Source organism: Streptomyces sp. NPDC005496, assembly GCF_042872045.1.
In the GTDB taxonomy this organism is placed as follows: Bacteria; Actinomycetota; Actinomycetes; order Streptomycetales; family Streptomycetaceae; genus Streptomyces.
This window is the reverse complement of record NZ_JBIAJQ010000004.1, coordinates 361,036-386,381: the sequence shown is the minus strand read 5'-3', so window position 1 is coordinate 386,381 and position 25,346 is coordinate 361,036. Positions and strand designations below refer to the sequence as shown.

Here is a 25,346-nt window from a genome sequence, read left to right as displayed (position 1 = left end):
CCGTTGCGCCCGTTGCCCCGTCGACTCCGTTGTCCCCGTCGACCCCATCGACGCCGTCGGGCGAGCGGGACTCGCGGACGGGTTCCGGCCGAGGTCGGCCCCCGCGCGTTCTTCCTCCGCCGACCCGCTGCGCGCCGCGCCGCGAGCGGGCAGAATCGGCCCTCGCACGGTCCGAACTCCGCGTGTCAGTCAGGAGATCTGGGTGGAGACCACGTCCGGCGTGCCGCACACCATGAACGCGGCCGGTGGCTGCCCGCACCCCGCCAACGCGCGTCTGCTGGCGCGGGGTGCCGTCGCGCCGGTCGTCCTGCCCGGCGGGGTCGAGGGCATGGCCGTGCTCGGACACGACGCGCTCAGGGATTTCCTGGCGCACCCCGAAGTGGCCAAGAACGCCCGGCACTTCACGGCCCTGCGCGAAGGGCGGATAGCCGAAGGCTGGCCGCTGATGACCTTCGCCACGGTCCCGGGCATGACGACCGCGGACGGCGAGGACCACCGGCGGCTCCGTTCACTCGTCAGCAAGGCCTTCACTCCCCGCCGGATCGAGGAACTGCGCCCGCGAATCGAGGAGTTGACCGAGCGGCTGCTGGACGACCTGCGACGGGCCGCCGCCGCGGAGGGCGGCGTCGCCGACCTGCGACGGCACTTCGCGCTGCCGCTGCCGATGGGGGTCATCGGTGAACTCCTCGGTGTGGACACCGAGTTCCGGGACCGGCTGCACCACCTGTCGAATCAGGTGGTGGCCACCGACATCGGGCCGCAGGAGGCACTCGCCGCGAACCGGGAACTGGTGGAGGTGCTGAGTGCCGTGGCGGCCGCGCGGGCCGAGCGGCCGGGGGACGACCTCACCAGCGCGCTGATCGCGGCCCGCGACGAGGACGGCGGCCGGCTGAGCGGGCAGGAACTCATCGGCACGCTCGTGCTGATGATCATCGCCGGGCACGAGACCACCCTGAACCTGGTCACCAACGCGGTGCGCGCGCTGTGCGGCCACCGCGACCAGCTGGAGACCGTCAGGCGCGGGGACGCGAGCTGGGCGGACGTCGTCGACGAGACCCTCCGCTGGGACGCGCCGGTCAGCTACTTCCCGTTCCGCTACCCGGTGCGGGACCTGACCGTCGACGGCACGCTGATCCCCGCCGGCACCCCGGTCCTCGCCGGGTACTCGGCCGCCGGACGCGACCCCGCCGCGCACGGGGAGGACGCCGACCGGTTCGACGTGACCCGCCCCCGCAGGCCCGGCGCCGTACGGAACCTCTCCCTCGGGCACGGGGCGCACTACTGTCTGGGCGCCCCGCTGGCCCGGATGGAGGCGACCATCGCCCTGGAGCGGCTGTTCACCCGCTTCCCGGACCTCGCCCTCGCCGTGCCGGAGGAGGAACTCCCGCGGCCCGCCAGCTTCGTCGGGAACAGCGTGCGCGCGCTGCCCGTGCGGATCTGAGCCCCTCACGCCCAGCCCGGAGAAATTCGTGGGAGGGATGTGTCGATCCGGCGCCGGTCCGTTCGTCGGTGGGGTGTCAGGACCCGTGAACACATGGAGGAACCATGAAGTACATGCTGCTGGTCTGCGGCGACGACACCGCCGACGCCTCCGGCATGGCCCCCGTCGAACCCTGGGTCGAGGAGCACGGCGCCGAGCGCGGCGTCCGCCTCCACGGCCACCGGCTCCAGGCGCCCGCCGACGCGGTCACCGTACGGGTGCGCGACGGGGAAGTGCTGCGCACCGACGGGCCGTTCGCGGAGACCAAGGAGTACGTGGCCGGGTACGACATCCTCGAGTGCGACAGCATGGAGGAGGCCGTACGCGTGGCCGCCGGGCACCCCGTCGCGACCGTCGGCGCCCTGGAGGTGCGGGCGTTCTGGGAGGACGAGGACGCCGTGGGGGAGATCCGGCGGATCGACGCGGAACTCACCCACGCGGCCCGCGAACGGGACCTCGACCGGGCGATGGCCTGCTACGCGCCGGACGTCGAGGTGTTCCACCCCATGAGCGGGCTGGAGGAGCGCGGCGTGGACGCCCTGCGCAAGGCCGAGGAGTGGTGGTTCTCGACGGTCGCCGGGCCCGTGGACCGGGAGGTTCTCGAATTCCGCGTCCGGGTCGACGAGAGCGTCGCGTTCAGCCACGCGCTGGTGCGGGTGCGGGCCGCGCGGACCACCGGCGAACCGCTGGACAGCGTGCTGCGGGTGACCACCGGCTACCGTGCCGCCGGGGACCGCTGGCAGATCGTCCACCAGCACTCCTCCGTGCCCTTCGACGCGGGCGTCCGGCCGTGAGGTACGTGCTGTTCGTCTGCGCCCCCGGCGACGGCGAACCCGGCCCGCGGGAGAGCGCCGACGACCCACGCCTCGCCTCGTACATCGGGGACGCGCGCGGCCGTGAGGTGGTCAGGGGCGGCGCCCGTCTGAGACCGCCCGCCGACGCCACCTCGGTGCGCGTCCGCGACGGCGAGGTGCTGATCGGCGACGGGCCTTTCGTGGAGTCCCCGCAGCAATTCGCCGGCTTCGACCTGATCGAGGTCGCCGATCTCGACGAGGCCGTCGCGCTCGCCGCGTGCCATCCCGCCGCGCGGAGCGGTGGTTCGGTGGAGGTGCGGCCGGTCTGGGAGTGAACGACGTCGAGGAGGCGGTCGCGACCGCCTTCCGCGAGGAATGGGGCCAGGTCGTCGCCACCCTGATCCGGGTGACCGGCGACTGGGACCTCGCCGAGGAGTGCGCGCAGGACGCCTTCGCGCAGGCGCTGGACCGGTGGCGGCGCGACGGGGTCCCGCGCCGCCCGGGCGCCTGGCTGACCACGACCGCCCGCCACCGGGCCCTGGACGTGCTGCGCCGGGAGGCGGTCGGGGTACGGAAGCTGCGGGAGGTGGCGATGTCCGTCCGGGACGAGGGACCCCGCGACCCCGACGAGGACGGCGGCGTGGAGGACGACCGGCTGCGGCTGATCTTCACGTGCTGCCATCCCGCGCTGCCCGTCGAGGCGCGGGTGGCGCTGACGCTCCGTACGCTCGCCGGGCTGACCACGCCCGAGATCGCCCGCGCCTTCCTGGTTCCCGAGGCGACGATGGCCCAGCGCCTCGTGCGCGCCAAACGCAAGATCCGCAACGCCGGCATCCCGTACCGCGTACCGCCCGCGCACCTGCTGCCGGAACGCACCACGGGCGTCCTCGGGGTCGTCTACCTGCTCTTCAACGAGGGGTACGCCGCCACGTCCGGGACCGACCTGGTGCGCACGGACCTGTGCGCGGAGGCCCTGCGGCTCGCCCGCGTCCTCGCCCGGCTGATGCCCGACGAGCCCGAGGTCCTCGGTCTGCTGGCGCTGCTGCTCCTGCACGACTCGCGGCGCGGTACCCGGGTCGACGCGACGGGCGCCCTGGTGACGCTGGAGGACCAGGACCGCGGGGCCTGGGACCGGGCGGCGATCGAGGAGGGGGCGGCGCTCGTCGAGACCGCGCTGCGCCGCGGGCGGCCCGGGCCCTACCAGATCCAGGCCGCCATCGCCGCCTGCCACACCACCGCGGCCACGGCGGGGGAGACGGACTGGGCCGACATCGCGGCCCTGTACGCGGAACTGGCACGCCGCGTCCCGTCCGCCGTGGTGCGGCTGAACCGGGCGGTTGCCGTGGGCATGGCCGAGGGACCCGGGCAGGGCCTCGCCCTGGTGGCCGAACTGGAAAAGACGGGCGAACTCGACGGCTACCACCTGCTTCCCGCCACCCGCGCCGACCTGCTGCGCCGCATGGGGCGTACGGCGGAGGCGGCCCGGGCGTACGACGAGGCCCTGGAGCTGGTGGAGAACGCGGCCGAACGTCGTTTCCTGGAGTGGCGGTTGAGGGAGTGCCGGCCCGTCGAGTGAGATGCCGAGTCCACGGGAGGAGGAGGGAGGGACGTACGTCGGATTCCCGTCCGCGGTGTGGGCGGGGCGCGTGCGTCGTAAGCTGCACGCGATGTTCACTCCCGACGGTCCGACCCTGCGCGAACTGGCCGTTCAGGCCCTCTCCTCGGTCGAGCACGGCTACGACCTGCTCGCGCCGAAGTTCGACCGCACCCCGTTCCGGACGCCCGACGCGATCCTCGACTCCGTGGCGCGTGCCCTCGCCCCGCTCGGCCCCTTCGGCAGCGGGCTCGACCTCTGCTGCGGCACCGGAGCCGGCGTGGGTGTGCTGCGCGGGCTGTGCCAACAGGACGTGACCGGGGTCGACATCAGCGCCGGGATGCTGGCCGTCGCCCGGGAGCGGCACGGCGGTTCGTCGCGGGTGTCCTGGGTGCGGGGCGACGCGCGGGCGCTGCCCTTCGGGCCGGCCTTCGATCTGGTCGTCAGTTTCGGGGCGTTCGGCCACTTCCTGCCCCGGGAGCTGCCGGGCCTCTTCGCCGGGGTGCACTCCGTGCTGCGGCCGGGCGGACGTTTCGCGTTCCCCGTCGCCGCCCCCGCCCCGCCGAGCTCGCCCTGGTACTGGGCGCTGCTCGGGTTCGACGCGGTGATGCGAGTGCGCAACGCCGTCCGGCGCCCGGCGTTCGTCATGTACTACCGGACGTTCCGGCTGGGCGAGGTGCGGCGGGAGCTGGAGCGGGCGGGCTTCGCGGTGGAACTCCACGCCCTGCCCGAGTTCGGCCGCAGGCGCGACGGGAGCCCTCGCTGCCGGATGGTCGTGGCCACCCGGACGACGGCGACCACGACCGGCTGAGCCCCCTCCTCCACCGCCGCCTTCTCACCTGAGCTCTTCACCCGACTCCTGACCCGAACTCCTGTGCCGGACAGGCGACTTCGTCGTCCGGGTCCTCGGGGTGCACCGAGCCGTCAAGTCAGTCCGTTTTCCGGACCCGCACAGGTTATAGTGAGTCCGCTTTTCAAACTCACCAACCCATCGCCCTGGGAAGGGCCGACCGTGCGAGGAAACGCGATGAGGGCTCCGACAGCCACTGCACCGCCTGGCAGCACGCCCGCCACGAAGGACACCGTGGCCCGGATCGACCCCCTGTGGTGGTCCTGGGACGGGGCGCACGGCGGACACGCCGCGGCCGCCGCCCTCACCGCCGTACGCGAGCACCTCACCGGGGGCGCCGACCCCGTCCGCTCCCTGACCGCTCACTTCCTGGCCCCCGTGGACGCCCGGCCGCTGCGACTCGCCGTGACCGCCGCGAAGTCCGGACGTCGCGCGGCGACCTGCGCGTTCACCGGGCACCAGGACGGCACCCCGGCCCTCTTCGGCTCCGCGGTCTTCGGTCCGGCGCGCCCGGGACCCGCGTACGACGGACTTCCCGCGCCCGACGTGCCGCGCCCCGAGGACTGCCGACTCCTCGACCTGCCGGTCGGGTTGGCGCCCTTCGCCCGGCAGCTGGAGATACGCCCGGCGACCTCGGACCTCCCGCTCGCCGGCGGCGAGCGCGCCGAACTCGTCGCGTGGGTGCGGTGCACCGACCGCCGGCCCCTGGACGAGGCGACGGTCGTGACCCTGACCGACGTCCTGCCGCCCGCCCTGTACGCGTGCTGGCGCGTCCCGCAGCCCGTCCCGACGGCCGAGCTGACGGTGCACTTCACCGACGCGCTCACCGGCGGCGCCCCCGAGGGCTGGGCGCTGGTGCGGATGCGCACCGAACGGGCGGGCGGCGGCTGGGCGATCGACGACAGCGCCGTCTGGTCGTCCGACGGCCGCCTCCTCGCCGTGGCCCGGCAGGCCCGCGTCGTACTGGATCCGACGCCGGGCACGGACCCCGGCGCCCCCGCCGACTCCACCTCCGCAAGGGAGACCTCGTGAACGCCCCCACCGCCCTGCGCGACGCCGCCCGCTCCTCAGGGCCGACGCGCGGAGAACGCCCGCTGCCGGTGCTCATCGCCGCCTGCCTCGGCCTGTTCACGGTCTTCCTGCAGACCACGCAGACCATCGGCACACTCAGCGCCGTCCAGGACGACCTGGGCGTCACCGCGGCCGACCTGGTGTGGGTGCCCAGCATGTACACCCTGGTGGTCGCCTCCTGCGTCCTCGGCGCGGGCGCCCTCGCCGACCGCTGGGGCCGGCGCGCCGTGTTCCTCGCCGGAGCCGCGACGATGGCCGCGGGCGGGGTGGTGCTGGTCCTCGCGGGAAGTCTGGCCGCGGTGCTGGCCGGTCAGGCGATCGCCGGTGTGGGCGGCGCGCTGATCACGCCCAGTTCGCTGGCCCTCGTCACCCACGCGGTCCCCGACCCCAGGCGGCGGGCGGGCGCGATCGCCGCCTGGGCGGCGGCTTCGGGACTCGGCCTCGCGATCGGGCCCCTCACCGCGGGTCTGGCCCTGCGCTGGTGGACCTGGCACACGGCCTTCTGGCTGAACGCGGTGGTAGCGGTCCTCGCCGCGGCCGTCGCCCTGCGCTACGTCCAAGAGTCCCGCAACGGCTCCCAACACATCGACTGGGCGGGCCAGTTCACTGCCATCGGCGGTCTCGCCCTGATGGTCTACTGGCTGATCGACGGCGGCCACCACGGATACGGATCCGGGCGTGCCCTCGCGGCCGCGGCGGGCGCCGTGATCCTGCTCGCCGCGTTCGTCGTGGCCGAACTGCGCGGGCAGGCGCCGATGGTGGACCTGCGCCTGCTGCGCGACCCGTCCTACGGTGCCTCGCTCCTGCTCGCCGCGGCCGTCCTGTTCGGCTTCGTCGGCCTGTCCCTGCTCGAAGTGCTGTGGCTCCAGCGGGTGCGGGGACTGACCGCCCTGGAGGTGGGCGTCCAACTCCTCGCCCAGTTCGGCACGTTCATCGCCGCCTCGGTGCTGGCCGGAGTGCTCGTGCGGCGCCTGGGACCGCGCGCGCTGATCGCGGCCGGGCTGCTGCTCGCGGCCACGGGGGCGGCTCTCTTCGCCCGAGTCGAGCCCGGCACGGGGTTCGGCGGGTACGCCGCCGCCCTCGTCGTCTTCGGTCTCGGCTGCGGCCTCGCCAACGCCCCGTCCACCGCTCTCGCCGTCGGCCACGTCCCGCGCGGCCGGGAGGGCGAGGCGGGCGGCACGGTCAACGCGGCCCGGCAGATCGGCGCCGTCCTCGGCACCAGCGTCCTCGGCACGCTGATGACGTCACGGTTCGAGGACCGCGTCCTGGAGGTGCGCGATCCGCGGACCGCGTTCACGGACGCCGTGAGCGGCGCCGTGTGGGTCGTGGTCGCGGTCATGCTGGCCGGTACGGCGGTGGCGCTCGGCCTGACCCTGTGGTCCCGGACCCGCGGTAAGGCGGCGGCCGTTCCGGCACCGGCCGCGGAAACCCGGAGGACCGGCGGCACACCCGGAACCCCTTAGCGGGCCCGGGAAGGGCCGAGCCCGGTCGCCCTCCGCGGAAGGCGACCGGGCCGGGGCGTCAGCTCTTGATGAAGTCGAGCAGATCGGCGTTGAAGGCCTTCTCGTACTCGCCCACCAGGCCGTGCGGGGCGCCCGGGTAGACCTTGAGGGTGGCGTCCTTGACGAGTTCGGCCGTCTTCAGCGCGGCGGCGCCGATCGGCACGATCTGGTCGTCGTCGCCGTGCGCGACGAGCGTCGGTACGTCGATGCGCGCCAGGTCCTCGGTGAAGTCGGTCTCCGAGAACTGCTTGATGCAGTCGTAGGCACCCTTCACGCCGACCTGCATGCTCCACAGCCAGAACGAGCGGCGCATGCCCTCGGAGACGGCGGCGCCGGGCCGGTTGAAGCCGAAGAACGCCTCACTCAGGTCCCAGTAGAACTGCGAGCGGTCCGCCTCGACGCCCGCGCGGATCCCGTCGAAGGCGTCGATGGGCGTGCCCTCGGGGTTCGCGTCCGTCTTCAGCATCAGCGGGGGCACCGCGCCCAGCAGTACCGCCTTGGCCACCCGGGAGGTGCCGTGGCGGCCGATGTAGCGGGCCACCTCGCCGCCGCCGGTCGAGTGGCCGACCAGGACGACGTCGCGCAGATCGAGCTTCTCGATCAGCTCGGCCAGGTCGTCGGCGTACTGGTCCATGTGGTTGCCCTGGAAGGGCTGGCCGGAGCGGCCGTGTCCGCGGCGGTCGTGGGCGATGGCGCGGAAGCCGTTCTCGGCGACCAGGCGGAGCTGGTTGTCCCAGGTGTCGGCGTTGAGGGGCCAGCCGTGGCTGAAGACGACCGGCTGACCGCTGCCCCAGTCCTTGAAGAAGATCTCGGTGCCGTCGGAGGTGGTGAACGTGCTCATGTCGCTTGCCTTTCGGAGGGCGGACGGGGTGCGTCCGGTCGGGTGATGCGGTCTCCGCGCGCCGGTCGCGCGACGCGGCGCGGGGAGCGCCGGGAAGCCGGTACGGGCGCGGAGGGGCCGGTGGGGGAGGCGGCGCGCGGAGCCGATGCGCTGTCCGCGGTCTCCTGCCGGCCGGGGTCGATGGTCAGCGCGGGACCGGCGGGATCGACGGTGTCCGTCCCGGCCCCCGGTCCAAGTGCGGAGCCCGCCGCCCGGCGCGGTGGCGCGGGCAGGGCGCGCGTCCCGTACGGGCCGCCGTGCCCAGGAGGGCCGGGACGGCCCGAGCGCGCCACGAAGGCGGGGTGGCGTCGGCGGTGGACGGGCCGTGACCGGTGAGAATCCGGGCGGGCGGTCCGCCGAAGGAGTGACCGGATACGGCTGGCTCCCGCTCCGGTGTCGCGCCCGGCGGCGCCGGAAGGATCCGGTTCCGGATGGCGACCGTCGCGGGACGCTCGCCGGGCCCGGCGAGCGCGTCGAGGCCGTCCGGCCGGGTCCACGCGACGGCCGTGGACCCTGTCTGCCCGAGGTGCGCGGCCCGGTGGTTCGGGTCGCCCGGCGGCAGCCCCTGCCCGGGGGCGCGGACGACCGGGACCCGCTCGGTGGAGCAGGCCCGCTCGGTCCGCTGTGCGTCGTGGGTGGACATATCCAGCACGTTAGGCGTCCGCGGCCGTCAAGGAATCTGTCACATGACTGCATCTCGCCGCCGACCGTCGTGCCGGCGTCCGGGCACCTCGCCACTTCGGCACCTCACACCGGCGTCGGCCCTCCCGGCGGGCCGGGGCAGGGATGTGCGGCGGTCCCGGGAGTCCGTCGGTGCGTGTGCCACCCGGGGTGACCGGCGCACCGCAGGCCGGAAGCCGCCTGCTTCCAGGGCAGAAGTCCTGTCCCGGCCGGGTCAGAAGCAGGGCCCCGTGCGGCACAGGCAGCCTCGCCCTGCCGGCGTCGTGAGCCGAGTGCTTTCCGGTTGAGGCTTCCTGCCACGGCCACGGCAGAAGCCGGACTCCTCTCGGCCGGGAAACCCTGCATCGGCCGCGTCGTGAAATCGGCCGCCGCCGGAGGAGCCCCCGGTGGCCGTGGGGGAGACCGGGCCGCCCCGCGTCAGAAGTCGGCGTCCCGGCCTGTCCCCCCAGCGCCGGCGTCACCGCCGCCTCCGGCCCCAGCGCGCCCCCCGCGCACCGCCTCGGCGAAGCGCGCCTCACCCAGCGTCGCGCGCAGCCGGCGCTCGTTCCGTCGCCGGAGGGGGTCACCCGGCCGCGGGAAGGGTGAACTCGTACACCAGGGCGTCCTGTTGCGCCTCCACGACGAGGTCGGTGACCTCCAGCGGCCGGTCGTACTGGTCGTGCACCCGCCGGGTGACCCGCACCGACCGCGGCGATCGCGTGATGGTGTCCCGGTGGTGGAGGGTCAGTCCGGCCCTGCGCATCCAGTCGTAGGCCCGGCGCAGGTGCGCGGAGCCGCTGCCGTCCGCGCGGTCGCGGTAGCGGGCCAGTTCCTCGACCTCGGCGACGGCGACCGCCGAGAACGACGTCACGGCGGTGCGCAGCCCCTGCCCGTCCGCGGTGGCCGACTCGTAGCGGTGGACCAACGTCGGCCGCCGGGGCGCGAGTCCGAGCGCCCGGGCGTGCTCCGGCGGCGGAGGCTCCCAGGCGACGCTGGTCCGGTGGACGGCGCACGGCTCCGCGGTGTGCGCGCCGACGGGGAAGTCCAGGGAGGGCACGTGCTCGGCGGTGGTGCCCGGCAGCGTGGCGTGGCTGCCGCGCCGGTCGGTGGAGACCAGTCCGCTGCCGCGCAGCATCTGCAGGGCCTGGCGGACGGTCTCGCGGCTGACGTCGAATCGCGCGGCGAGAACCCGCTCCCCGGGCAGCCGCTCCCCGGGCGGGATGGCGCCTTCCCGTAGTTCGTCGAGCAGTTGGGTGGCGACGCGCCGGTAACGGGGTTCGTGGTCGGGCGTGTGGACGGTGCGGGCCATGTCCGCGCCTCCTGTTGGTGACAAGGCGTAGCCGTGCGGGCTCATTGCGCGACCACGTCTATCATTGGTCTAAAACACTAGGGAAGAGCGGCTCGTCGGTTCGGCCGGTTTCCACCCGCGCCCGCCCACGGCCCATGGAGCCTCAGAGGGCGGCGTACACGGCTTCCACGAGCGCCCTCTTGCGCGGGTCGTCCGCGATGTGCGGGCCCATGCGGTTCATCACGTAGCCCAGCGAGACGCCCGCCTCCGGATCGGCGAGGCCGCAGGAACCCCCGAAGCCGTCGTGTCCGAAAGCCCTCGGGTTCGGCCCGTACGAGCCATTGGGCCCGCTGAGCCACAGCCCGAGCCCGATCTCCGTCTCGTGCGCGAAGCCCGCGCCCAGCACCAGGTCACGGCAGCTGCCCTGGCCCTCACGCACCCGCTCGGCGGCAGCCGCCGACAGCACCTGACGCGAGCCGTACGAGCCCCGCGACGCGAAGATCCCGTACAGCGCCGCGACCGCGCGGGCCGTGCCGTGGCCGTTGGCCGCGGGTATCTCGGCAGCCCGCCACCACGAGGTGTTGGCCTCGGCGGCACCCACCGGCGGATTGGTCAGCGCGGCCAGCGCCGCGGGCGCCAACTGGGCGAAGACGGAAGCCTGCTCACTCGTCGTGGCGGCCGGCGGATGCACCAGCTCCGCCACCCGGCCGGCCTCTTTTCCGGGCAGTCCGATCGTGAAGTCGATCCCGAGCGGCCCGGTCACCTCCCGCTCCAGGAAGGCGCCCGGCAGCAGCCCCGAAACCCGCCGTACCACCTCGCCGACCAGGAAGCCGTAGGTCAGCGCGTGGTACCCGGAACGCGTCCCCGGCTCCCACCACGGCTCCTGCGCCGCCAGCCGGGCTACCGTCAGCTCCCAGTCGCACAGTTGCTCCAGCGAATGCGGCTCGCGCAGCCCCGAGAGCCCCGCCCGGTGGGACAGCAGATGCCGGACCAGGACCGACTCCTTGCCCGCCGCCGCGAACTCCGGCCAGTACGCGGCCACCGGGGCGTCCAGGTCCAGGAGCCCCCGGTCCGCCAGGATGTGCGCGCACAGCGCCGTCGGCCCCTTCGACGTCGACCACACGTTCACCAGCGTCTCGCGCTCCCACGGGCGGGTGCCCGCCGCGTCGGCCCAGCCGCCCCACAGGTCCACCACGGTCTCCCCGTCCCGGACGACGGCCACCGCCGCGCCCAGTTCCCCGCGCTCGCGGAAGTTCTCCTCGAACGCCGTGCGGACCGAGGAGAAGCGCGCGTCGCAGTGACCGTGCACCTGAGGCACTTGCGGGGACATGGAACCTCCGTCGTCCGTGGATGACGCGGAACGCGGGCGCGCGCTCCGGCCGAACCGAACGTACCGACTGGTCGGACTGGAGGGAAGGCGCCGGATCACGTCACTCGATCCTTCACTCCGCGATCTTCCGCATGTCACCCAACACCCCTACGCTGCCGAGCGGTTGACCACCGAGGCACAGGAGGCAGGGGGAACATGCCCAGACTTGCGAAGGCGTTGACGCGTACCGGGATCACGGTGACGGCGGCGGCCGTGCTCGCGCTGACCGCCGCACCGCCGTCGACGGCCGCGGACCCGGCGTACTCGTCCACCACCTGGGTGGGCGTCCACAACGCCTACGAGAAGAGCAAGTACCCCTATTTCGCGGACGCCTTGGACTCGGGCGCCGGAATGCTCGAACTCGACGTGTGGACCAACGTGTTCGGCTCCTCCTGGCGGGTCTCGCACAGCAACCCGCTCGGCAACGACAACAACTGCGAGAACGCCGCCCGGGCCTCCGAACTGCGCACCAAGACACGCAACCGCGACCTCGGCGGCTGCCTGTCCGACATCAGGGCCTGGCACGACGCCCACCCCGGCCACCGGCCGATCCAGCTCAAGGTCGAGATGAAGGACGGCTTCCAGTCCAGGAACGGCCGCGGCCCCGCCCAGCTGGACGCCCTCCTCACCGCCAAGCTCGGCGACGCCCTGCTGCGCCCCGCCGACGTGACCGGTTCCCACCCCGACCTCGACACGGCCGTCCGCGCCGACGGCTGGCCCGCCCGCTCCGCCCTCGCCGGCAAGTTCGTCGTCGAGCTGATCCCGGGCACGGTCGAGGAGGGCAACCCCGCCGACACCCTGTGGACGGACCGCGAGTACGCCCAGTACCTGCGCGACCTCGCCGCCGCCGGACGCCTGCGCGAGGCCGCCGCCTTCCCCGCTGTGCACGGCGCCGCCGCCGGCGACCCGCGCACCCGCTACGCCGACGCCTCGATCCGCCCCTGGTTCGTCGTCTTCGACGGCGACGCCGGTGCCTACACCAACGGGTCGGTCGACACCGCCTGGTACGACGACCGGCACTACCTCCTCGTCATGACCGACGCCCACAACGTGGCCCCCGCCATCGACGGCACCAACCCGACGCAGGCCCAGGCCCTGGACCGGGTCGGCCTGCTGGCCGGACGGCACGCCAGCGTGGTCTCCGCCGACTGGTACCCGTTGCCAGCCGTCCTGGCCACCGTCGTACCGCGCGGGACAGCGGGCTGAGAGGGGCGCGGCCGGCCCGTGCCGCGGCGCCTCAGAGGTGCCGCGGCAGCCAGCGCAGCTTGGCCTCCTCCTGGTACGGGCCGCCGCCCTCGTGGTCGTTGAAGTCGTACACCTCGATCGTCCTGTCCTCGTGCGCCCACGCGTTGAAGGCGGCGTAGACGGTCGAGGGCGGGCAGGTCTGGTCCTCCAGCGCCACCGAGAACAGGGCGGGTGCCCGGCCGCGGGCGGCGAAGTGCACCCCGTCGAAGTACGCGAGCGTGCTCATGACCCGCTCGGTGCGGCCGCGGTGCGTCTTGAGGTACCTGCCGATCTCCCGGTAGGGGTCGCGGTCCGTCAGGGTCGTCGCACGCGGGAAGTCGCACAGGAACGGCACGTCCGGGGCGACCGCCGCCAGGTCGGGCACCAGACCGCCGACCGCGATGCTGATGCCGCCGCCCTGGCTCGCGCCCACGACCGCCGTGCGCGCCGGGTCGGTCAGCGGATGGGCGCGGGCCGCCTCCACGGCACGCACGGCGTCCGTGTAGAGGCGCCGGTAGTAGTAGCTCTCCGGGTCCTCGACCCCGCGCGTCATGAAGCCCGGGAACGCGGGCGCGCTGCCCACCGGGTCGGGCGTCTCACCGCCGCCCCAGGCGCTGCCCTGGCCCCGGGTGTCCATCACGAAGTGCGCGAACCCGGCCGAGGCCCACAGCAGGTGCGTGTGCGGCAGGCCGCGCCCGCCGCCGTACCCGATGAACTCCACGACCACGGGCAGCGGCGCGTCCGTGCCGGCCGGCAGCGTCAGCCAGCCCTTGACCGGGTGCCCGCCGAAGCCGGCGAACGTCACGTCGTACTGCTCGACGGTCCTGAGCGGCGTCCGCACCGGCTCGAAGCGCGCGTCCAGCTCGTGCCGGCGCGCCTCCTGGAGGGTGTCGGCCCAGAAGGCGTCGAAGTCCTCGGGCTCGGCCGACGCGCTGCGGTAGCCGCGGAGCTCGTCCAGGGGGAGGTCGAACAGGGCCATGAAGGGCCACCTTTGACATCGGGGTGCGGATGATCACACCGTACGGGCGCGGTCCGCGCGCCCGCCAGATCCCTTCGGGACCACCGACCCGAAGGGGTACGGAACCGGGATCGGGCGGCGCGTGTCAGACCCCGGCGCTACGTTTTCCTCATGACGGACTTCGTACTGGTGGCAGGCGCGTGGCTGGGATCGTGGGCGTGGGACGAGGTGGTGCCGGAGTTGCGCGCGGCCGGATGCGGCGCGCACGCCCTGACGCTGTCCGGCGTCGCCGAGCGGCAGGGACAGCCCGCGGGACAGCGGACACACGTGGAGGACATCGTCGGCGAGGTGGAGCGCCTCGACCTGCGTGACGTCGTCCTCGTCGGACACAGCTACGCGGGCATCCCGGTCGGCCAGGCCGCCGAGCGCATCGGCGACCGGCTCGCCCGCGTGGTCTTCGTCGACTCCGAGATCCCCGTCGACGGCGCCTCGTTCGCCTCCAACTGGTGGCAGGGCGAGGAGCGCTTCGAGGCCGGGCTCGCCGAGAACGGCGGCTTCTGGCAGCCGCTGAGCGCGGAGGAGTACGACGGTCAGGGCCTCAGCAGCGAGCAGATCGCGCGGCTCGCGGCCGGCGCGACACCGCACCCGGGCGCCAGCCTCACCGAACCCGCCGTCCTGACCCGCCCGTTGGGCGAATTGCCGGCGACCTACGTCAAGTGCCTCCTGGACGGCCCCGAGCCGAACGACGACGTGGCGGAGTCGCTCAAGAGCGAGCGGTGGCGCCTGGTCGACATGGACACCGGGCACTGGCCGATGTTCTCCCAGCCGCACGAACTGGCGAGAATTCTGCTCGACCAGCGCCGCTGACGGACCGACCCCGAGGTCCGGCACACCGCCCAGGGGACCGCCGGGACCCAACCCCCGGCGTGCCGGGCGGAGTTCGCGAGGGATCACGGCGCCGCACGACTGATCCGCGGCCCGCGTGGAACCCGCTCCTGTACCGGCCCGCCGAGGGAGGTCCCCCGTCCCCCGCACCGGGCAGCCCGGCCATGAGCGATCCCGAAAGGCAGGAGCCATGAGCAGCGGCACGCGTACCGTCACCGCAGGCGTCGACGGCTCACGGGCCGCGCTGGACGCCGCCGACTGGGCGGCCAGGGAGGCCGAGCGCCGTCGCCTTCCGCTGCGCCTGCTGCACGCGGGCGCCGAACCGGCCGCCCCCGCCCCGCTCCAGGACGTCGACCTCCCCGCGCGCACCCTGCTCGACCGGGCCGCGGTGCGGCTGTCGTACGCCCACCCGGCCCTGGACATCGTCGCCGACCACGTCGAGACACCCGTCGTCCCGGCGCTGCTCGACGCCGCGGCCGAGGCCGAGGCCCTGGTGCTCGGCTCCTGGGGCGCCACCGGATTCACCGGTTTCCCGGTCGGCTCGGTGGCGCTCGCCGTCACCTCCGCCGCCGCGCATCCGGTCGTCCTGGTGCGCGCGGGCGAACTCCCCGAGGACGAGCGGATGCCCACCGTCGACGGCACCCCGCCGCACCGCGCCCCCTACCTGCCGGTGGTCCTCGGTCTCGACCCGGACCGCCCCGCCGACGAACTCCTCGCGTACGCCTTCGAGACGGCCGCCGCCCGCTCGGCGCCGCTGCACGTGACACACACCTGGACCACGCCGCCACCGCCGCGCGGCTACGTGCCCGGCGCGCCGCCGCCCGAGGACGCCCCCGAGCGGGAGGAGGGCAGGCGGCGTGTGCTGACGAGCACCCTGCAACCGTGGCGGCACAAGTTCCCGGAGACCACCGTCACCGAGCACGTCGTGCACGGCCGGCCCGGCCCGCACCTGCTGAAGGAGTCCCGCCGGGCCGGGCTGCTGGTCGTCGGCCGACGCGCCGACACGGCCGGTCTCGGCCGGGCCGCCCGTGTGCTGGTCCACCACTCCGCGTGCCCCGTGGCGGTGGTCCCGCACCGCTGACCGCTGACCGCTGACCGCTGACCGCGGACCGTCGGCCGGGACCGCACGCGCACCGAAGCCCCGGGCGCGCCGACGGCGGACGCGGCACGCGAGCCCCGAGACGTCGGCTCGAGGTACCGGGGCCCGCCGACCCGCCGACCGGGCCGCGGTCGGCGAGCGCACGGGCTGAGCGGGTCGTCCGTTGAGCGGCTGGTTCAGCCGAAGCGCTCGATGCGGATGCGGTCCACCGGCTGACCGGCCCCGACCAGCAGCCGCGACGCGTGTTCCGCGAAACCGTTGGAGCCGCACACATAGGCCTCCCACCCACCGGCGGGCGCGTCGGCCAGGAGCGGCGCCACATGTGCCGCCGACAGGCGGCCGACCGGGACGCCCCGCGGTGCGCTGCGCGTGAAGACGGTCGTGGTCTCCTCGCCGTACTCCCGGGCGTAGATCAGCTCCCGCGGGCCACGCGCGGAGACGAGCAGCCGCAGCGGGACGGACCGACCGCTCGCGCGGCGGTGCCGCACCATCGACATGAGCGGGACGACACCGGAGCCCGCGCCGATCAGGAGGGCCGGCCGGTCACCGGGCCAGGCGAAGAAACCGCTGACCGGACCGCGCACCTGCACCACGTCCCCCGGCCTTGCCACCGTGTGGAACCAGCCCGAGACCTCACCGCCGTCGACATGGTCGAGGGTGAGCTCGATGTGCCCGCTGTCGTCGGGCGCGGACGCGAGGGAGTAGTGGCGCTGGGCCGTGTACCCGTCCGGCGCGGTGAGCCGCAGCATCAGGTGCTGTCCCGGCAGGTGCCCCGTCCAGCCGGGCACGGCGAACCGGAACGTGGAGGCGTACGGGGTCTCGCGGCGGATCCCGGTGAGCGTGGCGTCCTGCCAGTGGGTCGCGGCCTGCTCGCTCACGGCGATCCGGCCGGGCACGGCGAACGGGGTCGGGGGCACGAACGTCTCAGTCACCGGAGTACCGCTGCTCTTCCCAGGGGTTGCCGCGCGCGTGGTAGCCGTTCTGCTCCCAGAAGCCGGGCTCCTCGTGGTCCAGCAGCCGGATGCCCGCGATCCACTTGGCGCTCTTCCAGAAGTACAGGTGGGGCACGATCAGCCGGGCCGGGCCGCCGTGCTCGGCGGGCAGCGGCTTCCCGTCGTACTCCCAGACGATCCAGGCGCGCCCGCCCCTCAGGTCGGCCAGCGGGAGGTTGGCCGTGTAGCCCGTGTGGGAGTACGCGACGGCGTGGGTGGCGGCGGTGTCCGGGCGGACGGCGTCGAGGAAGGCGTCCAGGGACACGCCGCCGAAGCGCACGCCGAACTTCGACCAGCTCGTCACGCAGTGGATGTCACCCTCGTACACCGACGACGGCAGCGCGTGGGCCTCGTCCCAGTCCCAGCCGCGGGGCTCGGCGACCAGACCGTCGATCCGGAAGCTCCAGTCGGCCGGCGCCAGCTCGGGGGTGACCTCGGCGGACAGGACGGGCCAGTCGTCCCCCGCGTCGTACTGGCCGGGCGGCAGACCGGCGTTGTGGACGCGGGGGCGTCCGGTGAAGCCTCGGGTGACGTTCATGACGGTGGTGCCTCCAGGCCGTCCCGGGGACGGCGCGGGGTCGATCGCGAGCGGTGTGCGGGGTGGCGCGGCCGTCCGCGGGCGGGCGCCCGCGCGGGTCCGTGCGTACGCATTCAACCGTACGCGGAAGGCGGCCCCGACCGGCGCCCCTGTGGACGGCGGCCCCGATCGTTGCGGCCGTATGAACACTCCGCGGCGCCGGGAATAGCGGTGTCGTGATCTCCCTTGCCACAGATGCCGACGCCGGTGGGTCCCCGACCGGCGACTGCGAAGGGAGAGTGAGGCAGACCATGCCCAAGGCGTACGTGTTCACCCGGTACGGCGGCCCGGAGACCGAGTCCCTCGTGGACCGGGAGCGGCCGAGTCCCGGCCCCGGTGAGGTCCTGGTCGCGGTGCGCGCGGCCGGTGTGAACCCCGTCGACTTCAAGCAGCGCGCCGGCTACCGGCGTCCGGGCGGTCCCGCACGCGAGCTTCCGGCGGTGTTCGGCAACGAGGCCGCCGGTGTCGTCGTGGAGACCGGCCCCGGGGTGACCGGCTTCGCCGTCGGGGACGAGGTCTTCGGCAACCCGGTGGACGGCGCCTACGCCGAGTACGCGGTGCTTCCGGTGGCGGTGACCGCCCACAAGCCGGCCGCGCTGTCCTTCACGGACGCCGCCGTGCTCCCGGTGGCCGCGGCGACCGCGTACGACGGCCTCCGGCAGCTCGGTCTGGCGCCCGGGGAGACCCTGCTGGTCACCGGGGCGGGCGGCGGGGTCGGTGTCGCGGCGCTTCAGCTCGCCCGGGCCTTCGGGCTGCGCGCGGTCGGCGTCGCGAGCGAGGGCAAGAAGGACTTCGTCGAGTCGCTGGGCGCCGTGCACGTCCCCTCGGGCCCGGGACTGGCCGAGCGGGTGCGGGCCGCCGCGCCGGACGGGATCGACGCGGTCTTCGACCTGGTCGGCGGCGAGGCCCTCGAAGCGGCGGCGACACTGCTGCCGGACGCCTCGAAGCTGATCACCGGGGCCGACCGGGAGACGGTCGCGCGGCTGGGCGGCGCGGCCGTCGCCCGGGCCCGCACCGCCGCCGTGCTCGACGAGGTCGCGCGGCTCGTCACCGACGGCAGCCTCGACCCCTTCGTCACACGGACGTTCCCCCTGGACCGGGCGGGTGAGGCGCTGCGCCTCGTCGAGGACGGCCACGCGCGCGGCAAGACCGTGATCGAGGTGGCCGCGTGAGCGCCGGGGCGAGCACCGAACGGCAGCCCCTCGGCACGGACCCGGGCAGGGCTCCGGAGCGGCACGTCCTGGACAACCCGGCCCTGGCCTCGCTGACCGGGCCGCACGCCCACTTCGCGGAGCGCCGCGGCCGCGTCCTGCGTTACCCGACCGACGTGTCGCCGTGGCTGGCCCTCCCGGACGAGCCCGACGCCGACGACTGGGCGGATCTGGCGGCGCTGGTCGGTCCCGGCGGGGAGGCGCCCCTGGCCGGGTTCCAGGGGCGGACACCGCCGGGCTGGGAGGTGACCTTCAGCCTGGAAGGCGTCCAGCTCGTCGACGACGGCATCCCCGCGGCGCCGGACGCGGAGGCCGTACGCCTCGGGCCGGACGACGTGCCGGAGATGCTGGACCTGGTGCGGCGCACCAGGCCCGGGCCGTTCCTGCCGCGCACCGTGGAACTCGGCACCTACCTCGGGATCCGCCATGGCGGCGCGCTGGTCGCGATGGCGGGGGAGCGGCTGCACCCGCCGGGCTGGACCGAGATCAGCGCGGTCTGCACCGACCCCGACTTCCGGGGCAAGGGCCTGGCCGGGCGGCTCGTCCTGGCCGTCGCGCACGGTGTCCGCGAACGCGGCGAGACCCCGTTCCTGCACACGAGCGCGGCCAACACCGGCGCCATCCGGCTGTACGAGGCACTCGGCTTCCGGCTGCGGCGCACCACCCGCTTCATGGCGGCCCGGGTGCCGGAGCACGCGCCGGACGGGCACACCCCCGCCGCCGTATGACGTGAGCGGCCGGCCGGACGAGGGCCGCTCCGTGGCACTCCGCTCGCCGAGGACGGCGAGTTGGGGCCGCGGGGCGCGTCCGCCCGGGCCGAGCGTGTCTCAGCCCGCGGACGGGTGGTCTTCCCGGGCGTCCGGTGCCGCGTCGTTGTACCGCAGCAGGTACTCGGCGAACCGCGTCAGGTCGTCCTCGGGCCAGCCGTCGAGACGCTCGCGGAACGCGCTCCGGCGGCTCTCGGTCACCTGGACGAGCAGCGCGCTGCCGGCCGGTGTCAGATGCAGCACCTGCACACGGTGGTCGTCGGGATCGAGGCGCCGCTCGATGAGCCCGGCGCGCTCCAGACCGGCCACCTGCCGGCTCACCGTGGACTTGTCCAGCGCGTAGTGCGCGGCGAGGTCGGTGGCCCGGCAGCCGCCGCGCTCCTCCAGGTGCCCGAGCAGGGTGTACGACACCAGCGACAGCTCGGGGTGCATGCGCCCCGCCGAGGCCCGGGCGCGCCGGGCGAACGCCGTCATCTCGCGCTGGATGGTCTCGACGGCGGCGTCGGCGGAGCGGGGGAGCTTCGCCCCGTCGCGGGCCGCCGTCCCGCGGACACCCCGGCGGGCCGGGGCGCCGGGGCCGTCGGCACCGTCCCGGCCGGGGGCGGTGGGCTCTTCGGATGTGGTCACGGCGACTCCCTCACTCTCCTGGTTGTATAGTACAACTGGATAAGGAGTTGTAAATGCCAACCAATGGAGGAGGCCCCGTGGTCGCCGGCCTGCGCTCACCCGCCCTGCGCCATGTGCTCACGCACTTGGTCACCCCGCTCCTGATGTGCCTCGGCATGGGGCTCGCCTACCTGGGGGCCTTCGCCACCCCGGAGCCGAACCACCTGCCCGTCGCCGTCGTGGGCATCGGCCCCGAGACGAAGGTCTTCGCCCAGACCGTCAAGGACGAGGCCGGGGACGCGCTGGACGTCCGGACCGTCGCCACCCGCCCCGAGGCGGTCGACCTCCTGCGGTCCCGCGACATCACCGGCGCCTACGCCCCGGGCAAGGCGCCCGAGCTGCTCGTCGCGACCGCCTCCTCGGACATGGGCGCCCTGTCCGTCGAGAAGGTCTTCACCCCGGTCGCCGCCCGGCAGGGTGAACCCCTGAAGATCACCGACGTGGCGCCGACGGTCCGCGACGACCCGACGGGCCAGGGCCTGTTCTTCCTGCTCGTCGCGCTGAGCATCGGCTCCTACGCGTCCGTCGCCGCCCTCGGCGCGGCGGGCGCGGCTCTGCCCCTGCGGATACGGAGCCTGCTGGCCGTCGGCGTGTCCGGCGTCGTCAGTGCCATCGGCGCGCTGCTCGCGGGACCGGTGTTCCACCTCGCGCACCACGACCTCGCGGGTGTGTGGGGGATGGGCTGGCTGTACTCCGCGGGCATCCTGTTCATCGGCGTCGGGCTCCACACCTTCCTCAAGCGGTGGACCACCCTCGCCATGATGGTGCTGTTCGTGATGCTCAACTTCACCAGCTCCGGCGGCCTGTTCCGGCCCGAGCTCCAGAACGGCTTCTTCGGCACGCTGCACGCGTTCTGGAACGGCGCGGGTTTCGTCGAGGGCGTCCGCGGTCTCCTCTACTTCGACGGCGACGGGCTGTCCGGCGCCGCGGGGACGCTCGTCGTCTGGCTCCTGGCCGGTCTGCTGCTCACCGCGGTCGCGGGCGCGGCCGAGCGGGCGCGTGCCCGGCGGGCCGTCCCGGGCTCCGAGCCGGCGCCGGAGGCGGCAGCGGCGGCCCCCGCGCCGGCTCCGGACGAGGAGGCGGAGGAGGAGCTGGAGGAGTCGGTGGCCGTCTGATCGTTCCTGTAATGTGGCCTCGCGGTTGTGGACGGCCCCAACCGACAAGTCGCCAGGAGGTGAGACCCATTACCGCTGTGTCAGGTCGGGTGCTCTCCCTTCGAGGCAACGCGGGTCGCCTGCTCTAGGTGATCGCGAGAGCGCCCTTCGGTTCATCGAAAGGCCCTCGCTCTCCATGCCCTTTCTCGCACCTTCCGCCGTAGTGGCCGCACTTCGTACCGCAGGCTGTGTATTCGCCGAGGACGAGGCGGAGTTGATCCTCTCCACCGCCCGTGACCAGGACGAGGTCGCCGCCATGGTGGCGCGCCGGGTCGCCGGGCTGCCCCTGGAACACGTCGTCGGCTGGGCCGAGTTCCACGGACTGCGCATCACCGTGGACACCGGTGTCTTCGTGCCCCGCCGCCGCACCGAGTTCCTGGTCCGCCAGGCCGTCGCCCACGCCCCGAAGGCGGCGGTCGTGGTGGATCTGTGCTGCGGCTCCGGCGCGGTGGGCGCCGCGTTGGCCGTCTCCCTCGGACGGCCCGAGCTGCACGCCGCCGACATCGATCCCGCCGCGGTGCGCTGCGCCCGCCGCAACCTGGCCGAACTCGGCGGCCGGGTCCACGAGGGCAACCTGTTCGAGGCGCTGCCCGAGGGCCTGCTCGGCCGGGTGGACGTGCTGGCCGCGAACGTGCCCTACGTCCCGACCGGCGAGGTCGGTCTGCTGCCCCCGGAGGCGCGTGACCACGAGCCGCTGGTGGCGCTCGACGGGGGCGCGGACGGTCTGGACGTCCTGCGCCGCGTCGCCGCCGGGGCCGCCCGCTGGCTCGCGCCCGGCGGCTGCCTCCTCGTGGAGACGAGCGAACTCCAGGCGTCCGCGGCCGTGGACGCCTTCACCCGCGGCGGCCTGACCGTCCGGCTGGCGGTGTCCGAGGAGATGGAGGCCCACGTCGTCCTCGGCGTCCGGCCGGGCACACCCTAAGGGCGCCGTGTGAGCTGGGTCCCTCCGGTTATGCAACTAGTTGCAAAAGCGCTGTGCGGTCGTCTACAACAGACACACCACACCGCGCACGGAGGGCCCGATGAGCCGTTACCCGCACCTGCTGAACCCGCTCGACCTGGGATTCACCACGCTGCCCAACCGCGTGATCATGGGCTCCATGCACGTGGGCCTGGAGGAGGCCGAGCGCGGCTTCGAGCGGATGGCGGAGTTCTACGCCACCCGGGCCCGCGGCGGCGTCGGACTCATCGTCACCGGCGGCATCGCGCCCAACGACGCGGGACGGCCCTACGAGGGCGGGGCGAAGCTGACCACCGAGGCGGAGGCCGAGCAGCACACGGAGATCACCTCGGCGGTCCACCGCGAGGGCGGCCGGATCGCCCTGCAGATCCTGCACTTCGGGCGCTACGCCTACCACCAGGACCTGGTCGCCCCGAGCGCCCTCCAGGCGCCGATCAGCCCCTTCCCGCCGCACGCGCTCACCGACGCCGAGGTCGAGCAGACCATCGACGACTACGCGCGTGCGGCGCGGCTGGCCCGGCGCGCGGGCTACGACGGCGTCGAGATCATGGGCTCCGAGGGCTACCTGATCAACGAGTTCATCGCGGCGCGGACCAACCGGCGCGAGGACCGCTGGGGCGGCTCGTACGAGAACCGGATGCGTTTCCCCGTGGAGATCGTCCGGCGGGTGCGCGAGGCGGTCGGCGACGACTTCATCATCATCTACCGGCTCTCCATGCTCGACCTGGTGCCCGGGGGATCCTCGCTGGAGGAGGTCGTCACCCTGGCGAAGGCCGTGGAGGAGGCAGGCGCGACGATCATCAACACCGGCATCGGCTGGCACGAGGCGCGGATCCCGACCATCGCGACCTCGGTGCCGCGCGGCGCGTACGCCTGGGTCACCAAGAAGGTGATGGGTGCCGTGTCGGTGCCCCTGGTGACCACCAACCGCATCAACACCCCGGAGATCGCAGAGCAGTTGCTCGCCGACGGGTACGCCGACATGGTGTCGCTGGCGCGTCCGATGCTCGCCGACCCCGACTTCGTCGCCAAGGCCGAGGCGGGCCGCCCCGAAGCCATCAACACCTGCATCGGCTGCAACCAGGCCTGCCTCGACCACACCTTCGGCGGCAAGATCACCTCCTGCCTGGTCAACCCGCGCGCCTGCCACGAGACGGAGCTGGTGCTGGCGCCGACCCGGCTGCGCAAGCGCGTCGCCGTGGTGGGCGCGGGTCCCGCGGGGCTCGCCTGCGCGGTCTCCGCGGCCGAACGCGGTCACGACGTCACCCTCTACGACGCCGCGGGCGAGATCGGCGGCCAGCTCAACGTGGCCCGCAAGGTCCCCGGCAAGCAGGAGTTCGACGAGACGATCCGCTACTTCCGTCACCAGCTCGAACTGCACGGCGTGGACGTCCGGTTGAACACCCGCGTCGGCGCCGAGGACGTCTCCGGATTCGACGAGGTCGTCGTCGCCACCGGCGTCAGCCCGCGCACCCCCGACATCCCCGGTGTCGACCACCCGAGCGTCGTCGGCTACCTCGACGTGCTGCGCGACGGCGCCCAGGTCGGCGAGCGCGTCGCCGTCCTCGGGGCCGGCGGCATCGGCTTCGACGTCGCCGAGTACCTCACCGACGCGGGCGACAAGGCGAGCGAGGACCCGGCCACGTACTTCCGGAACTGGGGCGTCGACATGGACTACCGGGCCCCCGGCGGCCTCACGGAGCCCGAGCGGCCCGCCCCGCCGCGCACCGTCCACCTGCTGCAGCGCAAGGCCACCAAGGTGGGCGCCGGACTCGGCAAGACGACCGGCTGGATCCACCGTACCGAGCTCAAGCACCGCGGCGTGAGCATGGTGCCGGGGGTCCGGTACGACCGGATCGACGACGCCGGACTGCACATCACCGTGGACGGCCTCAGCCAGGTCCTGGAGGTCGACACCGTCGTGCTGTGCACCGGCCAGGAGCCCCGGCGCGACCTCTACGAGGAGCTGAGCGCCGCCGGCCGCAGCGTCCACCTCATCGGCGGCGCCGACGTGGCCGCCGAACTGGACGCCAAGCGCGCCATCAAGCAGGGCACGGAACTGGCGGCGGCACTCTAGAAAGGCGGGAGGGCGGCCCGGTGGGCGGCCCTCCCTAGGATGAGGCCATGTCACTGCCGCACGCGATCCTGACCGCCCTGCTGGAGAAGCCGTCCTCGGGGCTCGAACTGACCCGGCGGTTCGACAAGTCGATCGGCTACTTCTGGTCGGCGACGCACCAGCAGATCTACCGCGAGCTGGGAAAGCTGGAGGCCGAGGGGTTCATCCGCGCGCTGCCCGCCGAGCAGCCGGCCCGGGGCCAGAAGAAGAGCTACGAGGTGCTGACGGCGGGCCGCGCCGAACTGGCCCGCTGGACCGCCGCACCGCAGGACCCGAAGCCGCTGCGCGACACCCTGCTGCTGCGGCTGCGGGCCTCCGCGGTCGTCGGCACCGACGGCATCGAGGCGGACCTGCGCCGCCATCTCGACCTGCACCGGCGTCAGTTGGCGGAGTACGAGGAGATCCAGGAGCGCGACTTCCCGCCCGGCAAGGACGGACCCGAGCACCGTCTGCGGCACCTCGTCCTGCGGGCCGGGATCGACCTGGAGACGTTCTGGACCCAGTGGCTGACCCAGGCGCTGGCGGAGTTCGAACAGGCCGGGCAGCGGACCGGCAACGCACAGGAGGCCGTCACGCCGGCCGGAGCCGACCGACGGCCGCCCGTGTGACCGGCACCGGACCCGCGGTCAGAGGCGGTGCGGCTTCGAGCGCCGGCGCAGGAACCAGGCCGCCGCCACGGTGCCCGCGGCCACCAGCGCGCCGCCGCCGGCCAGGGTGAGCGTGCCGTAGTCCTTGCTGGCGCCGCCCACACCGCCCATGACGCCGCGCGAGGGGGAGGCCGTGGCGGAGATCGTCGGAGCCGAGACGACGATGGACTGGGTGCCCGCCGTGGTGCCGTTCTGGCAGACCACGATGACCGTGTAGGTGCCCGAGCGCACGCCCGACCAGCTGGCCATCTGGCTGTTGCTGGTCCCGGTCAGCGCCGCCTGGCGGCCCTGGGCGAAACTCGACTGGCTGCTGGTGAGCAGCGAGGCGTTGCCGAAGCTGCCGCCGCTGCCCGTGCAGGCGCTGGTGGTGACGGTGACCGTGGAGCCGCTGGTGCTCACCGAGATTCCCGCACCCCACGCGGCGGCCGAGCCGGCGGACAGGGTGAGGGGAAGCGCGGCGGCTGCGGCCACGGTCAGGCCGGAGCGGAGGAATATCTGAGTTGAACGCATAGGACTTGCCCTCCAGCGGCACGGTGGCGGTACATCCCATGAGCCGCCTTGATCGGGAAGCGGCCGTGCTGCCTCAGGGAGAGCCAACGCG

Annotated in this window: 25 protein-coding genes; 16 read left to right on the top strand and 9 right to left on the bottom strand. The window is 74.0% G+C overall.

What is annotated here, in order from left to right; genetic code table 11:
- Positions 1 to 232: 232 nt before the first annotated feature.
- From ACFYQQ_RS14205 to ACFYQQ_RS14175, 7 genes are all read left to right on the top strand, one after another.
- Positions 233 to 1,441, top strand: a complete 1,209-nt coding sequence (locus ACFYQQ_RS14205; RefSeq protein WP_388904782.1) for a cytochrome P450 — start codon at positions 233 to 235, stop codon at positions 1,439 to 1,441.
- 104 nt (positions 1,442 to 1,545) lie between these two features.
- Entirely contained in the window at positions 1,546 to 2,274 is a 729-nt protein-coding gene (locus tag ACFYQQ_RS14200) for a nuclear transport factor 2 family protein (RefSeq protein ID WP_356238385.1), read from the top strand.
- Positions 2,271 to 2,609 carry a YciI family protein gene (locus ACFYQQ_RS14195; RefSeq protein ID WP_355794220.1) on the top strand — a complete coding sequence of 113 codons (339 nt, stop codon included), beginning with the start codon at positions 2,271 to 2,273 and terminating at the stop codon, positions 2,607 to 2,609. The genes ACFYQQ_RS14200 and ACFYQQ_RS14195 overlap by 4 nt, the downstream gene beginning before the upstream one ends.
- On the top strand, positions 2,600 to 3,850 hold the full coding sequence (locus ACFYQQ_RS14190) for an RNA polymerase sigma factor (protein ID WP_356238740.1): 1,251 nt from the start codon (positions 2,600 to 2,602) through the stop codon (positions 3,848 to 3,850). Before ACFYQQ_RS14195 ends, ACFYQQ_RS14190 begins: the two co-directional genes overlap by 10 nt.
- A 91-nt stretch (positions 3,851 to 3,941) precedes the next feature.
- Positions 3,942 to 4,679: a class I SAM-dependent methyltransferase gene (locus ACFYQQ_RS14185; RefSeq protein WP_355787523.1), complete on the top strand. Its 738-nt coding sequence runs from the start codon at positions 3,942 to 3,944 to the stop codon at positions 4,677 to 4,679.
- Positions 4,680 to 4,895: 216 nt separating this feature from the next.
- The gene (locus ACFYQQ_RS14180; RefSeq protein WP_355787526.1) at positions 4,896 to 5,750 is read left to right on the top strand and encodes a thioesterase family protein; all 855 of its coding nucleotides are present in this window, start codon (positions 4,896 to 4,898) and stop codon (positions 5,748 to 5,750) included.
- Entirely contained in the window at positions 5,747 to 7,252 is a 1,506-nt protein-coding gene (locus ACFYQQ_RS14175) for an MFS transporter (RefSeq protein WP_388904632.1), read from the top strand. Before ACFYQQ_RS14180 ends, ACFYQQ_RS14175 begins: the two co-directional genes overlap by 4 nt.
- Positions 7,253 to 7,310: 58 nt before the next feature.
- Here ACFYQQ_RS14175 and ACFYQQ_RS14170 read toward each other — a convergent pair whose 3' ends face one another.
- The 4 genes from ACFYQQ_RS14170 to ACFYQQ_RS14155 form a co-directional block, all read right to left on the bottom strand.
- Positions 7,311 to 8,132: an alpha/beta hydrolase gene (locus ACFYQQ_RS14170; protein ID WP_356165577.1), complete on the bottom strand. Its 822-nt coding sequence runs from the start codon at positions 8,130 to 8,132 to the stop codon at positions 7,311 to 7,313.
- A 184-nt stretch (positions 8,133 to 8,316) separates the two neighbouring features.
- Entirely contained in the window at positions 8,317 to 8,814 is a 498-nt protein-coding gene (locus ACFYQQ_RS14165; protein WP_356238381.1) for a hypothetical protein, read from the bottom strand.
- A gap of 600 nt (positions 8,815 to 9,414) precedes the next feature.
- A complete protein-coding gene (locus ACFYQQ_RS14160; protein WP_388904630.1) occupies positions 9,415 to 10,140 on the bottom strand; it encodes a GntR family transcriptional regulator in 726 nt (241 codons plus the stop codon).
- A 142-nt stretch (positions 10,141 to 10,282) separates the two neighbouring features.
- A complete protein-coding gene (locus tag ACFYQQ_RS14155; RefSeq protein ID WP_356238377.1) occupies positions 10,283 to 11,449 on the bottom strand; it encodes a serine hydrolase domain-containing protein in 1,167 nt (388 codons plus the stop codon).
- A gap of 195 nt (positions 11,450 to 11,644) precedes the next feature.
- On the opposite strand from ACFYQQ_RS14155, the gene ACFYQQ_RS14150 reads away from it, so the two are divergent.
- Positions 11,645 to 12,694, top strand: a complete 1,050-nt coding sequence (locus ACFYQQ_RS14150; RefSeq protein ID WP_356165565.1) for a phosphatidylinositol-specific phospholipase C domain-containing protein — start codon at positions 11,645 to 11,647, stop codon at positions 12,692 to 12,694.
- A 31-nt stretch (positions 12,695 to 12,725) separates the two neighbouring features.
- Here the strand turns inward: ACFYQQ_RS14150 and ACFYQQ_RS14145 are convergent, their stop codons facing one another.
- Positions 12,726 to 13,691, bottom strand: a complete 966-nt coding sequence (locus tag ACFYQQ_RS14145) for an acetylxylan esterase (RefSeq protein ID WP_355786144.1) — start codon at positions 13,689 to 13,691, stop codon at positions 12,726 to 12,728.
- Between the two features lie 150 nt (positions 13,692 to 13,841).
- Here ACFYQQ_RS14145 and ACFYQQ_RS14140 point away from each other — a divergent pair, with 150 nt between their 5' ends.
- Together ACFYQQ_RS14140 and ACFYQQ_RS14135 are read left to right on the top strand one after the other, a co-directional pair.
- Positions 13,842 to 14,537 (top strand): alpha/beta fold hydrolase, encoded by a 696-nt coding sequence (locus tag ACFYQQ_RS14140; RefSeq protein WP_388904627.1) that lies wholly within the window; start codon positions 13,842 to 13,844, stop codon positions 14,535 to 14,537.
- Between the two features lie 208 nt (positions 14,538 to 14,745).
- Positions 14,746 to 15,636, top strand: coding sequence for a universal stress protein (locus tag ACFYQQ_RS14135; protein ID WP_356165556.1), 891 nt, complete (start codon positions 14,746 to 14,748; stop codon positions 15,634 to 15,636).
- A gap of 194 nt (positions 15,637 to 15,830) precedes the next feature.
- Here the strand turns inward: ACFYQQ_RS14135 and ACFYQQ_RS14130 are convergent, their stop codons facing one another.
- Positions 15,831 to 16,586, bottom strand: coding sequence for a ferredoxin reductase (locus tag ACFYQQ_RS14130; RefSeq protein ID WP_356165553.1), 756 nt, complete (start codon positions 16,584 to 16,586; stop codon positions 15,831 to 15,833).
- The gene (locus ACFYQQ_RS14125; protein WP_356165550.1) at positions 16,579 to 17,184 is read right to left on the bottom strand and encodes a sulfite oxidase-like oxidoreductase; all 606 of its coding nucleotides are present in this window, start codon (positions 17,182 to 17,184) and stop codon (positions 16,579 to 16,581) included. The genes ACFYQQ_RS14130 and ACFYQQ_RS14125 overlap by 8 nt, the downstream gene beginning before the upstream one ends.
- A 290-nt stretch (positions 17,185 to 17,474) precedes the next feature.
- Between ACFYQQ_RS14125 and ACFYQQ_RS14120 the strand changes: the two genes are divergently transcribed.
- Both ACFYQQ_RS14120 and ACFYQQ_RS14115 read left to right on the top strand, forming a co-directional pair.
- Positions 17,475 to 18,395 carry an NADP-dependent oxidoreductase gene (locus ACFYQQ_RS14120; protein WP_388904624.1) on the top strand — a complete coding sequence of 307 codons (921 nt, stop codon included), beginning with the start codon at positions 17,475 to 17,477 and terminating at the stop codon, positions 18,393 to 18,395.
- Between the two features lie 68 nt (positions 18,396 to 18,463).
- A complete protein-coding gene (locus ACFYQQ_RS14115) occupies positions 18,464 to 19,162 on the top strand; it encodes a GNAT family N-acetyltransferase (RefSeq protein ID WP_355794425.1) in 699 nt (232 codons plus the stop codon).
- A 99-nt stretch (positions 19,163 to 19,261) separates the two neighbouring features.
- Here the strand turns inward: ACFYQQ_RS14115 and ACFYQQ_RS14110 are convergent, their stop codons facing one another.
- Entirely contained in the window at positions 19,262 to 19,675 is a 414-nt protein-coding gene (locus ACFYQQ_RS14110) for a MarR family winged helix-turn-helix transcriptional regulator (RefSeq protein WP_388904781.1), read from the bottom strand.
- 206 nt (positions 19,676 to 19,881) lie between these two features.
- On the opposite strand from ACFYQQ_RS14110, the gene ACFYQQ_RS14105 reads away from it, so the two are divergent.
- From ACFYQQ_RS14105 to ACFYQQ_RS14090, 4 genes are all read left to right on the top strand, one after another.
- Entirely contained in the window at positions 19,882 to 20,982 is a 1,101-nt protein-coding gene (locus ACFYQQ_RS14105) for a hypothetical protein (RefSeq protein ID WP_388904622.1), read from the top strand.
- Positions 20,983 to 21,157: 175 nt separating this feature from the next.
- Positions 21,158 to 21,943 (top strand): putative protein N(5)-glutamine methyltransferase, encoded by a 786-nt coding sequence (locus ACFYQQ_RS14100; RefSeq protein WP_388904620.1) that lies wholly within the window; start codon positions 21,158 to 21,160, stop codon positions 21,941 to 21,943.
- Positions 21,944 to 22,043: 100 nt separating this feature from the next.
- Positions 22,044 to 24,059 (top strand): NADPH-dependent 2,4-dienoyl-CoA reductase, encoded by a 2,016-nt coding sequence (locus ACFYQQ_RS14095; RefSeq protein WP_355793909.1) that lies wholly within the window; start codon positions 22,044 to 22,046, stop codon positions 24,057 to 24,059.
- Positions 24,060 to 24,106: 47 nt separating this feature from the next.
- Positions 24,107 to 24,706 (top strand): PadR family transcriptional regulator, encoded by a 600-nt coding sequence (locus tag ACFYQQ_RS14090; RefSeq protein ID WP_356165538.1) that lies wholly within the window; start codon positions 24,107 to 24,109, stop codon positions 24,704 to 24,706.
- 18 nt (positions 24,707 to 24,724) lie between these two features.
- Here the strand turns inward: ACFYQQ_RS14090 and ACFYQQ_RS14085 are convergent, their stop codons facing one another.
- The gene (locus ACFYQQ_RS14085; protein WP_356165535.1) at positions 24,725 to 25,255 is read right to left on the bottom strand and encodes a hypothetical protein; all 531 of its coding nucleotides are present in this window, start codon (positions 25,253 to 25,255) and stop codon (positions 24,725 to 24,727) included.
- Positions 25,256 to 25,346 lie beyond the last annotated feature (91 nt).